Source organism: Mycobacterium sp. NGS66 (assembly GCF_059812225.1).
This window is the reverse complement of record NZ_JCALCG010000008.1, coordinates 173,801-187,685: the sequence shown is the minus strand read 5'-3', so window position 1 is coordinate 187,685 and position 13,885 is coordinate 173,801. Positions and strand designations below refer to the sequence as shown.

Below are 13,885 nucleotides of genomic sequence, written 5' to 3'. Positions count from 1 at the left end.
GCGGTGCTGGAAGCGTCACCGCAGAGCCTTGGCGTAGAGCAGGCTGTCGCAGGGTTCGGGCCCGATGGTCGGGTAGACGGCATGGCGCGCCAGCCGGCCCTCCAGCACGAACCCGGCGCGCTCGAGCAACTGCGACGACCGATCGTTGTCCACATTGCAGGTGGCCCACACGCGATACACGTCCGGGTCGGCCTCCAGCGCGGCGATCAGCATTGCGAGTGCCTCTGACATCACACCCTTGCCCCACCAACGCCGGCCGAGGCAGTAACCGATTTCGACGGAGTGTCGTACCGGGCGCCGGCAGCTGATCAGGCCGATCACGTCGTCGCTATGCCGTAGCGCGATGGCCCAGGTCCGCTCGTCGTCGCCGATATTGAGTTTCTCGGTGATCACCCGCCGCGTCGCGGCCACGTCGGGGTGCGGGCTCCACAACAGATACCTGGTCACCTCGGGATCGCGGGCGACTCTCTGGAACAAGGCGCCGGCGTCGTCGGGCACCGGCAGTCGCAGCAGCAGCCGCGGGCCGGCGATGCGGTCAGGCGGGTAGTCGGCCATCGGCGCGATCCCGCTGCAGACCCAGCGCGCGATACGTTTCGCGGACGAACCTCGGTTGCACCGTCCGCAGCCTGGCCAGCGAGGTGTTGCCGGCCACGGCGGTGGCCGCGTCGACGGACATGTCGGGGCAATTCTGGATTAGGTACAGCAGGATCAGGTCCGCAGAGGGATCGGCCTGCCACCAGGTCCCGTACGCGCCCGGCCAGCTGAACGTGCCCAGGCCGCCGGGCCCGAATAGCGGCGCGGCCTTCGCCGGGTCGGTGACCACCGACAGGTTCAGCCCGAACCCGCGCCCCACCCAGTACGGCGCGCCCAGGAAGTTGTGCCGCTTCTGCTCGTCGGTGAGCCGGTCGGTGCGCATCAGGCGCACCGACTCCGGCGAAAGCACCTGGACACCGTCGACCGAACCGTCGCCGAGCAGCATCCGCACGAACCGCAGGTAGTCGCCGGCGCTCGACCACAGCCCGCCGCCGGCGTTGCAGAACGACGGCGGCTTGACGTGCGGCGGGCCCATCACGTCATGGTGCAACTGGCCCTGGTTGTCCAGGCGGTACATGGTTGCAGCACGCCGTCGTGCTGCCGTCGACACAAAGAAACCGGTGTCGGTCATGCCGGCCGGACCCAGGATCCGCTCGTCGAGCACCCGGTAGAACGGCTTGTCTTCGACACGGGCAACGATCACGCCCAGCACATCGATGGCGTGGCTGTAGGTCACTCGCTCACCGGGCTGATGAACCAGCGGCAGCGCTGCGAGCTCGGCCAGCCAGGTATCCGAACCCTGGTCGAACGGCAACCGCATATAGGCCTGGGAGAGCGGTCCGGACACCGAAAAGCTGTAGGCCAGGCCGCTGGTGTGGGTGAGCAGATCGGCGAGCAGGATGGGCCGTCGCGCGGGATGTGTCCGGTCCAGCGGACCCCTCGGATCGTCCAGCACGCGAACGTCGGCGAGCTCCGGCGTCCAGCGCGCGATCGGCTCGTCCAGGGCCAGCTTGCCCTCGTCTACCAGGCTCATTGCCGCTGCCACCGTGACCGGCTTGGTCATCGACGCGATCCGAAACAGCGTGTCCCGCTGCATCGGCAGGCCGGCGTCCACGTCGCGGTAGCCGATCTCGTTGACCTGCAGCACTTCTCCGCGATGCCAGACCACCGTGACCGCACCGGCGAGCAGCCCGGCTTCGCAGACCTCGCGGATGGCGGTCTGATTGGCATCGAGATTCACCCGGTCGAGGGTAGAGCGTCTTGCCAAAACCGCTCCTCGCGGACCCGGCCGCATGCTAATCTCGCTGCTCTCCGGCCGATGTGATCTGGTGAACATGGGAGGGCGGCGCATGTCTTTTCAAGGCGTTGGCGCTGCCGGTGAGCCAGGGTGCGGGTATGCAGTCACCAAGACCCGGAACCGCATGCGAGCGTGGCGAATCGCTGCTCATTCCCACCGATCAGATAACTCAGCAAAGGCTGGCAAATGATGGGCTTGACCGACCAAGCGCAAACTTCGTCCCAACGAGTCGTCCACCGATCTTCTCGCCGGAGACCTCTCCCCGTAGTGGCCGCGGTGGCACTGGTTGTCACGGTTCTGGCGGGCTGCGGGGATAAGTCGTCACAGACGTCCCAAACCTCCGGTTCCTCCGGGACGTCCAGTGGAACATCCGCTGCGGCCTCGCCGTCGGCAGGAACGTCTGCAGCGCCGTCGCCGCAGGCCGCGCAACTGGTGCAGGACGCCTCCAAGGCGACCACCGCGCTGCGTTCGGTGCATATCATCCTGGCGACGACGAACCTCACGACGCTGCCGATGGAGAGCGTCGACGCCGACGTCACCAACCAGCCGCAGGGCAGCGGTCGGGCGGTCGGCCACGCGAATATCCGGCTGCAACCGCAGGCACCGGCCGTCGGCAAGGACTTTCTGGTCACCAACAAGACCATGTACACCAAGAATGAGACCGGAAAGTACACCTCGGTAGGACCGGCGGAGAAGATCTACGACCCGGGCATCGTCCTGGACAAGGACAAAGGTCTGGGCGCCGCCATCGGCAAGGTCCAGAACCCGCAGATCGCCGGCAATGAAAACATCAACGGCGTGGCCACCGTCAAGGTGACGGGCACCATCGACCCGGCGGTGATCGACCCGATAATTCCGCAGATCGCCAAGGACACGACCGGCCCCCTGCCGATCACGCTGTACATCACCGACGTGAAGGCGACGCCGGGAACCGCCGCGAATCTGGTTCGGATGGTGGTCGACAAGGGCCAAGGCAACGTCAGCATCACCCTGTCGGCGTGGGGTCAGCCGGTCAACATCCCCAACCCCACGGGGTAGCCGGCGCCAGCGCGTGAACCCCGGATTGGGAGCCGGCCCGAATTCGTGGGCCGGTTTCCCCCCAACTAACCCCGATACCCCTCCACCGACACCAGAGCTGGAGGAATGCGAATGACCAACGACCTGCCGGAAGTGCGGGAGCGCGGCGAATCACCAAGCGCCGCTGCTCCTCCCGATGGGCCAAGGCTGTCAGACGTGTGGGTTTACCACGGGCGTGCCTACGACCTGAGCGACTGGATCACCAAGCATCCCGGCGGCGCCTTCTTCATCGGGCGAACCAAGAACCGCGACATCACCGCCGTCGTCGCGTCCTACCATCGCGATCCGGCAAAGGTCGAACGAATCCTGCAGCGGCGGTACGCATTAGGCCGCGATGCGACCCCGCAGGACATCCACCCGAAGCACAATGCGCCGGCCTTCCTTTTCGACGACGACTTCAACAGCTGGCGAGACACCCCCGCCTACCGGTTCGACGACCACGACGACCTGCTGCACCGGGTCAAGGCCCGACTGCGCGAGCCCGCCCTGGCCGCCCGCATCAAGCGCATGGACGCCTATTTCAACGTCGTCGCGGTACTGCTGGCCGTCGCCTATTGCGCGGTTCAGGTGCTGCGGCTGGGTGAATCGCGCTGGATGCCGTTGCCGCTCTTCGTGATTGCGATGGTGGTGCTGCGAAGTTCGTTGGCCGGGTTCGGGCACTACGCGCTGCATCGCGCGCAGCGGGGCGCAAACCGGGTCTTGGCGAACGCCTTCGACCTGAACTACGTGGCATTGTCGCTGGTCACCGCCGATGGGCACACCTTGCTGCACCACCCGTACACCCAGAGCGGGGTCGACATCAAAAAGAACGTGTTCACGATGATGATGCGGCTGCCCCGGCTGTATCGGATGCCGGTGCACACCATCCACAAGTTCGGGCACCTGCTGACCGGCATGGCGATCCGGATCGCCGACGTGTGGCGCGTCACCGCTCAAGTCGGCGTACAGGACTCCTACGGAAGCTGGGGCCGTGCGCTCCCGCACTTCCTCGGCTCTTGCGGGGTGCGCCTGCTGCTCGTCGGCGAATTCGTGGTGTTCCTTGCGGCCGGCGACTTCTGGGCCTGGGCTTTGCAATTCGTGGCGACGCTGTGGGTCAGCACCTTCCTGGTGGTCGCCAGCCACGAGTTCGACGAGGCTGTCGTCAACCGCGCGCAGGATTGGGGGCAAGATCAACTCGAGCATGCCGACGATCTCAAGGTGGTGGGGAATCGCTACGTCGACTGCTTCTTGTCGGCCGGCTTGAGTTCGCACCGGGTGCATCACGTATTGCCGTTTCAGCGCAGCGGGTTCGCCAACATTGTCACCGAGGACGTGCTGGCCGAAGAGGCGGCCAAATTCGGCATCGAGTGGGTTCCCGCGAAAAGCTTTGTCACCGATCGGCTCCCGAAGCTGTGCCGGACGTACCTGCTGTCGCCGTCACGGCAGGCCCGGCAGCGCAATTGGGGCGTTGTGCGCGAGCACTGTTCGCCGGCAGCCTGGAAAGCCAGCGCGGACTACGTCATTGCGGGCTTTGTCGGAATCGGTTCGGTATGACCATCTCCGCGGGCGGCGCCCGCCAACCGGAAAGCTTTGAGCAGCAAAGCCAGAGCCTGGCCCAGTTGCCACCGGCCCCGCCCACCGCCGTCGCGGTCATCGAAAGCATCGCGACCGGCGCACCGCGGCGGGTGGTGAACCAGGCCGAGGTGGCTGGGCGGGTCGCCGGGCTGTTCGCCGACCGCACACAGCGTGAGCGAATCCTGCGCGTCTACGCCAAGACCAAGGTCGCCACCCGCCGGATGGCGGTTGATCCGCTCGATGGCGAGTTCGAGCCGTTCCGCCGGAATCCCGCGACGATTCGCGACCGGATGGACCTGTTCTACCGGCACGCGGTTCCGCTGGCTGCCGAGGTGGCTGGGCGGGCGCTGGCGGGCTTGCCGTATGCGGTCGACGAGGTCGGACTGCTGGTGTTGGTGACCAGTACCGGATTCATCGCTCCGGGAGTCGACGTCGCGATCCTGCGGGAACTCGGCCTGTCCCGGTCGGTTTCGCGGGTCGTGGTGAACTTCATGGGCTGCGCTGCCGCGATGAACGCGATTCGCATCGCCACGAGTTACGTCCGCGCCCACCCGGATATGAAGGCCCTGGTGGTATGCGTCGAATTATCTTCGGTCAACGCGGTTTTCGGCGACGACGTCAACGACGTCGTGACGCACAGCCTGTTCGGCGACGGGTGCGCGGCGGTGGTGATCGGCGCCGGCCAGGTGCAGGAGAAGCTCGAGCCGGGCAAGGTGGTGATCCGCGCCAGCTTCAGCCGGCTGCTCGACGGCGCGGCCGACGGCATCGTGCTCGGAGTCAACCACAACGGCATCACTTGCGAGCTGTCCGAAAGCCTGCCCGACTACATCTACGCCGGTGTTGCTCCGGTGGTGGCAGAAATGTTGGCGGACAACGGATTACGGAAGTCTGACATCGACCTGTGGGCGATTCATCCGGGTGGTCCCAGGATCATCGAGGAGTCGGTGCGCTCGCTGGCCATCCCGCCGGAGCGGGCGGCGGCCAGCTGGGATGTGCTGGCCGGGTTCGGCAACATGCTGAGTGTGTCACTGATCTTCGTGCTGGAAACGATGGTGCGACAGGCAGAGTCGGCCGAGGAGATCTCGACCGGGGTGGCGTTGGCGTTCGCGCCCGGTGTCACCGTCGAGGGAATGCTGTTCGACATCGTCCGCCGCTGATGCCGGACCGGGTGCTGTACCGCTCGTGGTTGAGCGACAACCTGCGTTGGGACGCGCTGGAGTTGCGCGAGGGCGACATCGTCATCTCCGCGCCGTCGAAGTGCGGCGTGACCTGGACCCAACGGCTGGTGTCGCTGCTCGTCTTCGACGGACCGGACTTGCCGGGGCCGCTGTCGACGGTGTCGCCGTGGGTCGATCTGAATATCCGGCCGATCGAAGAGGTGGTCGCCGCGCTGGACGCCCAGCGGCACCGACGGTTCCTCAAGACCCACACGCCGCTGGACGGATTGGTGCTCGACGACCGCGTCACCTACCTCGGCGTCGGCCGCGATCCGCGCGACGCCGCGATGTCGGAGCTGCGCCAGTGGGACAACATGAACGTCGAGCGGCTGCGTCGGCTCCAACGTGGCTCACCGGGCGCCCCACCGCCTCCGCCGGGCGCCGAAGCCCCAGGCCCCGCGCAGGCTTTCCGGGACTGGATGGAAGGTCCGATCATGCCCCCCGAAGCGATCGGAAACCCGCCCCCCAAGGGCATGGGGTTCGCGCCGCCCGATGGACTTGGGCCGCCGCCGAGGGGAATGGGTCCTAAGCCGCCCGTGCAGGGGATGGGCTCGCTGGCCAGCATCCTGCACCACTTCGGCTCGCTGTGGGACCGGCGTCAGTTGCCCAACGTGGCGCTCTTCCACTACGCCGACTATCAGCGAGACCTAGTGGGCGAATTCCTCCGCCTGGGCCGGGCGCTGGGATATCACCTCGGGCGGGACCGGGCCGAGGAGCTGGCGACGCATGCGACGCTGACAGCGATGCGGGATCGCGCGGCCGAGTTGGCCCCAGATGCCGCCGACGGCGTCTGGCACAGCAATGAGCGGTTTTTCCGCGCGGGCGGCCGCGGCGAATGGCGGGAATTTTTCACCGAACACGTGTTTCGGCGCTACAACCACCGCGTCGGCCAACTTGCGGCCCCGGACTTATTGGCTTGGGCGCACGACGGTCGCAGTGGTCACGATCCCGGATGAGCGGCGGGAACCCGCGGCGTACCAGAAGGCCATCTCGACTTCGGCCGCTTATCGGGCAGGTGTCAATTAAAGACAAATTCTCTAGTAAATTGCCTAAATTGCCGCGGCGAATCACAAAATTACACGTCGTGCGATATGTAAGAATCCACGCGTGACAATCCCTCCTGTTGGAAAGTCGATTTATCGACATGGCAGGCATTAGGCACGCACCGCTCGGCCCCGTCGAAGGTGTGCAGGGTGGGCCCGCGGAAAAGAAGGGATTTCGACCGGATATCGAGGGCCTGCGCGCCGTCGCGGTGTTGGCCGTTGTCCTGTTTCACGCGGACCTGCCTGGTGTGGGTGGCGGGTATGTCGGCGTGGACGTGTTCTTCGTCATCTCGGGCTTCCTCATCACCGGGCTGCTCTGGCGTGAGGTGAGCACCACCGGTACCGTGCGGCTGCGCCGCTTCTATGGGGCGCGGGCGCGCCGGCTGCTGCCGGCGTCGGCGGCGGTAGGCGTCGTTACCGCCATCGGCTCGGCTCTGCTATTACCCCCGTTGCACGTTCCCATCGTCTTGGTGGACGGCATCTGCAGCGCGTTATATGTCGGCAATTACCTCTTCATTCTCGAAGGCGTCGACTACTTCGGCGCATTCATGCCGCGATCGCCGTACCAGCACTACTGGTCTTTGGGCGTAGAGGAGCAGTTCTACCTCGTGTGGCCGGCCTTGATCATCGGTACGGCCTGGCTCATCCGACGTGCGCGCCGGCGTAGCAAGGCCCCCAAAGACGATGAGGCCCAAGCCTTCTCGTCGAAACGCCCGTATCTGGTGGTCTTGGCGCTGGTCGCGGCAATGTCGTTCGTGCTGTCGGTGGCGGTCACCGAGGTGGTGCCGTATGTGGCATTCTTTTCCCTGCCCACGCGGGCGTGGCAGTTGGCGGCCGGCGGCCTGGTGGCCCTCACCGCCGGCCAATGGCGCCGATTACCGCCACTACCCGCGGCGATCGCGGGATGGACGGGCCTAGCCCTCATCCTGGTGGCCTGCACCCTGTTGAGCACGGCCACGCTCTATCCGGGGACCGCCGCGCTGTTGCCCGTGGTCGGCACCGCTCTGGTGATCGGCGCCGGCTGTGCCGCACCTGCTCAGGGATGCGCCCGTGTCCTGACACTGTCGCCGATGCGCGCGATCGGGCGGGTGTCGTACTCGTGGTATCTGTGGCACTGGCCGGTCCTGCTGCTCGCCCCGCCCTTGCTGGGCCACCCACTCGGGCTGGCCGGCAGGCTGGCAGCGGTCCTCGTTTCCGGCGGGTTGGCGGTGCTCACCCTGCATCTCATCGAAAATCCGTTGCGATTCGCCGCACCCGTGCGCCGGTCTCCCGGCGCCAGTCTCGCGCTCGGCGGCGTCGCCACCGCGGTAGCGGTCTGCGTGTGCGTGGCGCTGCTGCAATCGGTCCCCGCCCCGGTCGGCCGAGGTGCGCCGACTGCGGCGATGACCGTCACCCCGGCGCCTACCCCCACCGGCCACGACATAGACGCGTACGACGCGGCGGTGCACCACGCGTTCGATCAGGTGCAGGCAGCGGTCGCGGCAGCCGTCGACCTGAAAGCCGTACCGTCGAACCTCCAGCCGCCGCTCGCCGACGCGGCGGCAGAATTGAACGGCCTCCTCGTCAATGGCTGCCTGCGCCAGCATTTCCAAAGTGGACAGCCCGAGTGCGCGACGGGCGATACCGCCTCGACGACGACGGTGGCCCTGGTTGGCGACTCACATGCCGCGATGTGGCGTCCGGCGTTCCAGCAGGTCGCGGAGCAGCAGCGGTGGCGACTGGAAACCCTGGCCAAATTGGACTGCCCGTTGCTTAACCTCTCGGCAACGAATCCATTCCGTCGCCTGCTGTCCACCGACTGCGAGCAGTGGAGAGGTCGGGTCATCGCCCGGTTACGCGCCGAGCACCCGCGGCTGGTCGTGGTGACCATGTCGCGAGGGTATGCGTCCGGCCAGACTTGGCTGTCGGGTATGACGCCATATGACTCGGCGTGGACCGACAGCCTGACCCGCCTGGTGGAGCAGCTGCGCAGCACCGGTGCGCAGGTGCTGGTGCTCGGGCCGGCCCCGCCTCCGCGCTCAGTGGTGCCGATCTGTCTGTCCGGGCACCTCGATGACGTGACAGCCTGCTCGCCGGCCAGATCGGCGGCGGTGAACGACCGCGGCATCGCAGCCGAGTCCGCCGCCACGAAAGCCGGCGGCGGACAATACGCCGACCTGACCGAGCTGTTCTGTACCGCCGACCGCTGCCCGGTCATCGTGGGCAACACCCTGGTCTACTTTGACGCGAGTCACCTGACGTCCGAATACTGCCGTGAACTGACACCGGCAATCGGGGCGCTGCTCGAGCGCACGTTCGCCGGCGGTTGACGCGCCGCGGATTATTGTTGGGCCACAAAAGCGCGCCCGAGACCGGCTAGCCTTCGGCCGCGCTCTCGCCGCGGCAGTGGGCGACGAAATCGACAACCGGCAAACGAGTTGATTTTGAAGCGCAACTCGCGCCTGTCATTTTCGCCGGCGGTGCTCGCGATGCTAGGCTGCCCGGCAGTCGACATCCTTTAACGATCCGTCCGGAGAGGCGGAGAAGGAGGTCCCCCGAACAACCATGTCTCGTATGGGTGCTGCCACCGACCGGGAATTGATGTCCCCGGCCGACGTCGGTCGAACGATCGCCCGTATCGCCCATCAGATCATCGAAAAGACCGCGCTCGACGGTCCCAACGCGCCACGCGTGGTGCTGCTGGGCATCCCGACCCGCGGCGTCATCCTGGCCAGGCGCCTGGCGACCCTCATCCGCGAATTCAGCGGCGTCGACGTCGGCCATGGCGCGCTGGATATCACCCTGTACCGCGACGATCTGATGACCAAGCCGCCGCGGCCGCTGGAGGCCACGTCGATCCCGGCCGGTGGTGTCGACGACGCGCTGGTGATCTTCGTCGACGACGTGCTGTATTCCGGACGCTCGGTGCGTTCGGCCCTGGACGCGTTGCGCGATGTCGGGCGCCCGCGAATCGTGCAATTGGCCGTGCTGGTGGACCGCGGCCATCGCGAATTGCCGGTGCGCGCCGACTATGTGGGCAAGAACGTGCCGACGTCGCGCAGCGAGAGCGTGCACGTGCTGCTCAGCGAACACGATGGCCGGGACGGCGTGGTGATCTCCCGGGACCCCTCCTTATGAGGGCCCGATGAGCCGCCACCTGCTGGCCGCCTCCGACCTGAGCCGCGACGACGCCACGGCGATCCTCGACGACGCCGACCGTTTCGCGCAGGCGCTGGTCGGCCGCGAGATCAAGAAGCTGCCGACGCTGCGGGGGCGGACGGTGGTGACGATGTTCTACGAGAACTCGACGCGCACCCGGGTGTCGTTCGAGGTGGCCGGCAAGTGGATGAGCGCCGACGTGATCAACGTCAGCGCGGCCGGGTCGTCGGTGGGCAAGGGCGAGTCGCTGCGTGATACCGCGCTGACCCTGCGCGCGGCCGGAGCGGACGCGTTGATCATCCGGCATCCGGCATCCGGTGCGGCGCATCTGCTGGCCGAATGGACTTCGGCGGCAACGACTTCCGACGGCTCCGGCCCGTCGGTGATCAACGCCGGTGACGGCACCCACGAGCATCCGACCCAGGCGCTGCTGGACGCGTTGACCATCCGGCAGCGGCTCGGCGGCATCGAAGGACGGCGAGTCGTGATCGTCGGGGACATTCTGCACAGCCGGGTCGCCCGCTCCAACGTCATGCTGCTGCACACACTGGGCGCGGAGGTGGTGCTGGTGGCTCCGCCGACCTTGCTGCCGGTCGGGGTGGACGGCTGGCCGGTGACCGTTTCCTTCGACTTCGACGCGGAGCTGCCGGCGGCCGACGCGGTACTGATGCTGCGGGTGCAGGCCGAGCGGATGAACGGCGGCTTCTTCCCGTCGGTGCGCGAGTATTCGGTGCGGTACGGGCTTTCCGCCCAGCGCCAAGCGATGCTGGCCGATCATGCCGTGGTGCTGCACCCGGGGCCGATGGTGCGCGGCATGGAGATCTCATCCTCGGTGGCTGATTCGTCGCAATCAGCTGTGCTGCAACAGGTTTCCAACGGCGTGCACATACGGATGGCGGTGCTGTTCCACGTGCTGGTCGGGACCGAACCGGACGCAAAGGAGGGTGCCGCATGACTGTCCTGCTACGCGGTGTCCGGTTGTACGGCGAAGGCGAGCGGGTCGACGTGCTCATCGGCGCTCCCGGCTACGAAGGCCAGATCGCAGACATCGGCGCGGGACTGCCGAAGTCCGGATCCCTTGAGGAAGATCTAGACGTCATCGACGCCACGGATCAGGTACTCCTGCCCGGATTCGTCGACCTGCACACCCACCTGCGCGAGCCCGGCCGCGAATACGCCGAAGACATCGAAACCGGTTCGGCCGCAGCGGCTCTCGGCGGCTACACCGCGGTGTTCGCGATGGCCAACACCCACCCCGTCGCAGACAGCCCGGTGGTCACCGACCATGTCTGGCACCGCGGCCAGCAGGTGGGCCTGGTCGACGTGCACCCCGTCGGGGCGGTCACCGTCGGGCTTGCCGGCACGGTGCTCACCGAGATGGGGATGATGGCCGCCGGCGCCGCCCAGGTGCGGATGTTCTCCGACGACGGCAACTGCGTGCACGACCCGCTGGTGATGCGTCGTGCCCTGGAATACGCAACGGGCCTCGGGGTGCTGATCGCCCAGCATGCCGAGGAGCCCAGGTTGACGGTCGGCGCCGTCGCGCACGAGGGGCCGACCGCCGCCAGGCTGGGGCTCTCCGGATGGCCGCGTGCCGCGGAAGAAGCGATCGTCGCGCGCGACGCGCTGCTGGCTCGCGACGCCGGTGCCCGGGTGCACATCTGCCATGCCTCCACCGCGGGCACCGTCGAGATCCTGAAATGGGCTAAGCAGCAAGGCATTTCGATCACCGCCGAGGTGACGCCGCACCACCTGCTGCTCGACGACGGCAGGCTCGCCAGCTACGACGGCGTGAATCGCGTCAACCCGCCGCTGCGCGAGGCGGCCGACGCAGCAGCGCTGCGGCAGGCGCTGGCCGACGGGACAATCGACTGCGTGGCCACCGACCACGCCCCGCACGCCGAGCATGAGAAATGCGTCGAGTTCTCCGCCGCGCGTCCCGGCATGCTGGGGTTGCAGACCGCGCTGTCGGTGGTGGTGCAGACGATGGTGCAGCCCGGCCTGCTGACGTGGCGCGACGTCGCGCGGGTGATGAGTGAGAATCCCGCTCGCATCGTCGGGTTGCCGGATCAAGGCCGACCCCTAGAGGTGGGGGAGCCGGCCAACCTCACCGTCGTCGACCCCGATGCCATCTGGACGATCACCGGGGCGGAACTGGCCAGCCGGTCGGCCAACACGCCGTATGAGTCGATGACATTGCCCGCGACCGTCACCGCGACCCTGCTGCGAGGGAAGGTCACGGCACGCGATGGGAAGTGCCCCGCATGAACTCCGGCACCTTGGTCGGGTCGCTGATCTTCGCTGCGGTGCTGGTGGTGGCGATCGCCTTCGTGATTCAGCTGATGATGCGTGGATGGCGCAATCGCGCACAACGCCAGGCGGAGTTGATCGGAGCACTGCCAGAGCTGCCCGACCACGTCAGCTCGGCGACGATCATCACGCGCGGCCACTACTGCGGCTGCACGCTGGCGCCCCACTGGAATGACCGAGTCGCGGTCGGCGATCTGGGGTATCGGACCAAGGCGGTGATGAGCCGCCACCCCGAGGGCATCCTGATCGAACGCATCCGCGCGCGCCCGATTTGGATTCCCCGCGAGTCGATTTCGGCGATTCGCACCGAACGCGGCATCGCCGGCAAGGTCGGTACCCGCGCCGGGATACTGGCGATTCGCTGGCGGCTGCCGTCGGGAGTGGAAATGGACACTGGCTTTCGCGCGCGAACCCGCGACGAGTACGCCGCGTGGATCGACGGCCGACAGGAGGAGCGGCGCTTGTGAGTCGCGGCGGCGACGATGCAGAACGAAGTGATGAAGAGGAGCGGCGCTTGTGAGTGGTGCAGTACTGGTACTCGAGGACGGCCGTGTCTTCACCGGGCGGCCGTTCGGCGACATCGGCCAAGCGCTGGGCGAAGCCGTCTTCAGCACCGGCATGTCCGGCTATCAGGAGACCCTGACCGACCCCAGCTATCACCGTCAGATCGTCGTGGCCACCGCGCCACAGATCGGCAACACCGGCTGGAACGGTGAGGACGCCGAGAGCCGCGGCGACAAGATCTGGGTCGCCGGCTACGCGGTGCGCGACCCGTCACCGCGCCCCTCCAACTGGCGGGCCAGCGGAAGCCTGGAGGACGAGCTCGTCCGTCAGCACATCGTCGGTATCGCCGGTATCGACACCCGCGCTGTGGTGCGCCATCTGCGCAGCCGCGGCTCGATGAAAGCCGGAATATTCTCCGGCACCGCGCACGCCGACACCAGTGAGCTGATCGAGCGGGTGCGCGCCCAAGAACCCATGCTGGGTGCCGACCTCGCCGGCGAGGTCAGCACTCCGCAGACCTATGTCGTCGAACCCGAAGGACAGCAACGGTTTACCGTCGCCGCGCTGGACCTGGGCATCAAGACCAACACACCGCGCAACTTCGCCCGGCGAGGCATCCGCAGCCATGTGGTGCCGGCGTCGGCCAGCTTCGAACAGATCGCCGAACTCAAGCCCGACGGCGTCTTCCTGTCGAACGGCCCCGGCGACCCGGCCACCGCCGACCACGTCGTCGAGCTCACCCGCGAAGTGCTGGGCGCCGGAATCCCGTTGTTCGGCATCTGTTTCGGCAACCAGATCCTGGGCCGGGCGCTGGGGCTGTCCACCTACAAGATGGTGTTCGGCCATCGCGGCATCAACATCCCGGTCATCGACCACGCCACCCGGCGCGTCGCGGTGACCGCGCAGAACCACGGGTTCGCGCTCGAAGGGGAGGTGGGCCAGTCCTTCGACACCCCGTTCGGCCCGGCAGTGGTCAGCCACACCTGCGCCAACGACGGCGTGGTGGAAGGTGTCAAACTTCTTGACGGACGGGCGTTTTCGGTGCAATACCATCCCGAGGCCGCGGCCGGCCCGCACGACGCGGAGTATTTGTTCGACCAATTCGTCGACCTGATGGCAGGCCATCGATGACCGCTTTCTTGCCCGCGAGCGTGCGTGGTTGTACACCGACACGCCGTATTTCCTGCACATCTGCGCACGCCCGCGACGGG

General features: G+C 67.1%; 12 protein-coding genes. 10 read left to right on the top strand and 2 right to left on the bottom strand.

Annotation, left to right across the window (positions count from 1 at the left end):
- Nucleotides 1-15 precede the first annotated feature (15 nt).
- A complete protein-coding gene (locus AC5Y2L_RS16645; protein WP_499936654.1) occupies nucleotides 16-555 on the bottom strand; it encodes a GNAT family N-acetyltransferase in 540 nt (179 codons plus the stop codon).
- Nucleotides 536-1,774: a serine hydrolase domain-containing protein gene (locus AC5Y2L_RS16640; RefSeq protein WP_499936844.1), complete on the bottom strand. Its 1,239-nt coding sequence runs from the start codon at nucleotides 1,772-1,774 to the stop codon at nucleotides 536-538. Before AC5Y2L_RS16640 ends, AC5Y2L_RS16645 begins: the two co-directional genes overlap by 20 nt.
- A gap of 243 nt (nucleotides 1,775-2,017) precedes the next feature.
- On the opposite strand from AC5Y2L_RS16640, the gene AC5Y2L_RS16635 reads away from it, so the two are divergent.
- The 10 genes from AC5Y2L_RS16635 (at nucleotide 2,018) to carA (ending at nucleotide 13,805) form a co-directional block, all read left to right on the top strand.
- Nucleotides 2,018-2,869 (top strand): LppX_LprAFG lipoprotein, encoded by an 852-nt coding sequence (locus tag AC5Y2L_RS16635; RefSeq protein WP_499936655.1) that lies wholly within the window; start codon nucleotides 2,018-2,020, stop codon nucleotides 2,867-2,869.
- Nucleotides 2,870-2,980: 111 nt separating this feature from the next.
- Nucleotides 2,981-4,441, top strand: coding sequence for a cytochrome b5 domain-containing protein (locus AC5Y2L_RS16630; RefSeq protein ID WP_499936656.1), 1,461 nt, complete (start codon nucleotides 2,981-2,983; stop codon nucleotides 4,439-4,441).
- Nucleotides 4,438-5,619: a type III polyketide synthase gene (locus tag AC5Y2L_RS16625; protein WP_499936657.1), complete on the top strand. Its 1,182-nt coding sequence runs from the start codon at nucleotides 4,438-4,440 to the stop codon at nucleotides 5,617-5,619. The genes AC5Y2L_RS16630 and AC5Y2L_RS16625 overlap by 4 nt, the downstream gene beginning before the upstream one ends.
- Nucleotides 5,619-6,635 (top strand): sulfotransferase domain-containing protein, encoded by a 1,017-nt coding sequence (locus tag AC5Y2L_RS16620; protein WP_499936658.1) that lies wholly within the window; start codon nucleotides 5,619-5,621, stop codon nucleotides 6,633-6,635. Before AC5Y2L_RS16625 ends, AC5Y2L_RS16620 begins: the two co-directional genes overlap by 1 nt.
- A 188-nt stretch (nucleotides 6,636-6,823) precedes the next feature.
- A complete protein-coding gene (locus AC5Y2L_RS16615) occupies nucleotides 6,824-9,031 on the top strand; it encodes an acyltransferase family protein (RefSeq protein WP_499936660.1) in 2,208 nt (735 codons plus the stop codon).
- Between the two features lie 244 nt (nucleotides 9,032-9,275).
- Nucleotides 9,276-9,839 (top strand): bifunctional pyr operon transcriptional regulator/uracil phosphoribosyltransferase PyrR, encoded by a 564-nt coding sequence (gene pyrR, locus AC5Y2L_RS16610; RefSeq protein WP_499936662.1) that lies wholly within the window; start codon nucleotides 9,276-9,278, stop codon nucleotides 9,837-9,839.
- A gap of 7 nt (nucleotides 9,840-9,846) precedes the next feature.
- On the top strand, nucleotides 9,847-10,815 hold the full coding sequence (locus tag AC5Y2L_RS16605) for an aspartate carbamoyltransferase catalytic subunit (RefSeq protein ID WP_499936663.1): 969 nt from the start codon (nucleotides 9,847-9,849) through the stop codon (nucleotides 10,813-10,815).
- A complete protein-coding gene (locus AC5Y2L_RS16600) occupies nucleotides 10,812-12,128 on the top strand; it encodes a dihydroorotase (RefSeq protein ID WP_499936664.1) in 1,317 nt (438 codons plus the stop codon). The genes AC5Y2L_RS16605 and AC5Y2L_RS16600 overlap by 4 nt, the downstream gene beginning before the upstream one ends.
- The gene (locus AC5Y2L_RS16595; RefSeq protein WP_499936665.1) at nucleotides 12,125-12,637 is read left to right on the top strand and encodes a PH-like domain-containing protein; all 513 of its coding nucleotides are present in this window, start codon (nucleotides 12,125-12,127) and stop codon (nucleotides 12,635-12,637) included. Before AC5Y2L_RS16600 ends, AC5Y2L_RS16595 begins: the two co-directional genes overlap by 4 nt.
- A gap of 49 nt (nucleotides 12,638-12,686) precedes the next feature.
- On the top strand, nucleotides 12,687-13,805 hold the full coding sequence (carA, locus tag AC5Y2L_RS16590) for a glutamine-hydrolyzing carbamoyl-phosphate synthase small subunit (RefSeq protein ID WP_499936667.1): 1,119 nt from the start codon (nucleotides 12,687-12,689) through the stop codon (nucleotides 13,803-13,805).
- Nucleotides 13,806-13,885 lie beyond the last annotated feature (80 nt).

Bases quoted from the DNA above. Each gene is read 5' to 3' on its own strand.
- AC5Y2L_RS16645 (WP_499936654.1), bottom strand. From the start codon at position 555: ATGGCCGACTACCCGCCTGACCGCATCGCCGGCCCGCGGCTGCTGCTG.
- AC5Y2L_RS16635 (WP_499936655.1), top strand. From the start codon at position 2,018: ATGATGGGCTTGACCGACCAAGCGCAAACTTCGTCCCAACGAGTCGTC.
- AC5Y2L_RS16630 (WP_499936656.1), top strand. From the start codon at position 2,981: ATGACCAACGACCTGCCGGAAGTGCGGGAGCGCGGCGAATCACCAAGC.
- AC5Y2L_RS16625 (WP_499936657.1), top strand. From the start codon at position 4,438: ATGACCATCTCCGCGGGCGGCGCCCGCCAACCGGAAAGCTTTGAGCAG.
- AC5Y2L_RS16620 (WP_499936658.1), top strand. From the start codon at position 5,619: ATGCCGGACCGGGTGCTGTACCGCTCGTGGTTGAGCGACAACCTGCGT.
- AC5Y2L_RS16615 (WP_499936660.1), top strand. From the start codon at position 6,824: ATGGCAGGCATTAGGCACGCACCGCTCGGCCCCGTCGAAGGTGTGCAG.
- pyrR (WP_499936662.1), top strand. From the start codon at position 9,276: ATGGGTGCTGCCACCGACCGGGAATTGATGTCCCCGGCCGACGTCGGT.
- AC5Y2L_RS16605 (WP_499936663.1), top strand. From the start codon at position 9,847: ATGAGCCGCCACCTGCTGGCCGCCTCCGACCTGAGCCGCGACGACGCC.
- AC5Y2L_RS16600 (WP_499936664.1), top strand. From the start codon at position 10,812: ATGACTGTCCTGCTACGCGGTGTCCGGTTGTACGGCGAAGGCGAGCGG.
- AC5Y2L_RS16595 (WP_499936665.1), top strand. From the start codon at position 12,125: ATGAACTCCGGCACCTTGGTCGGGTCGCTGATCTTCGCTGCGGTGCTG.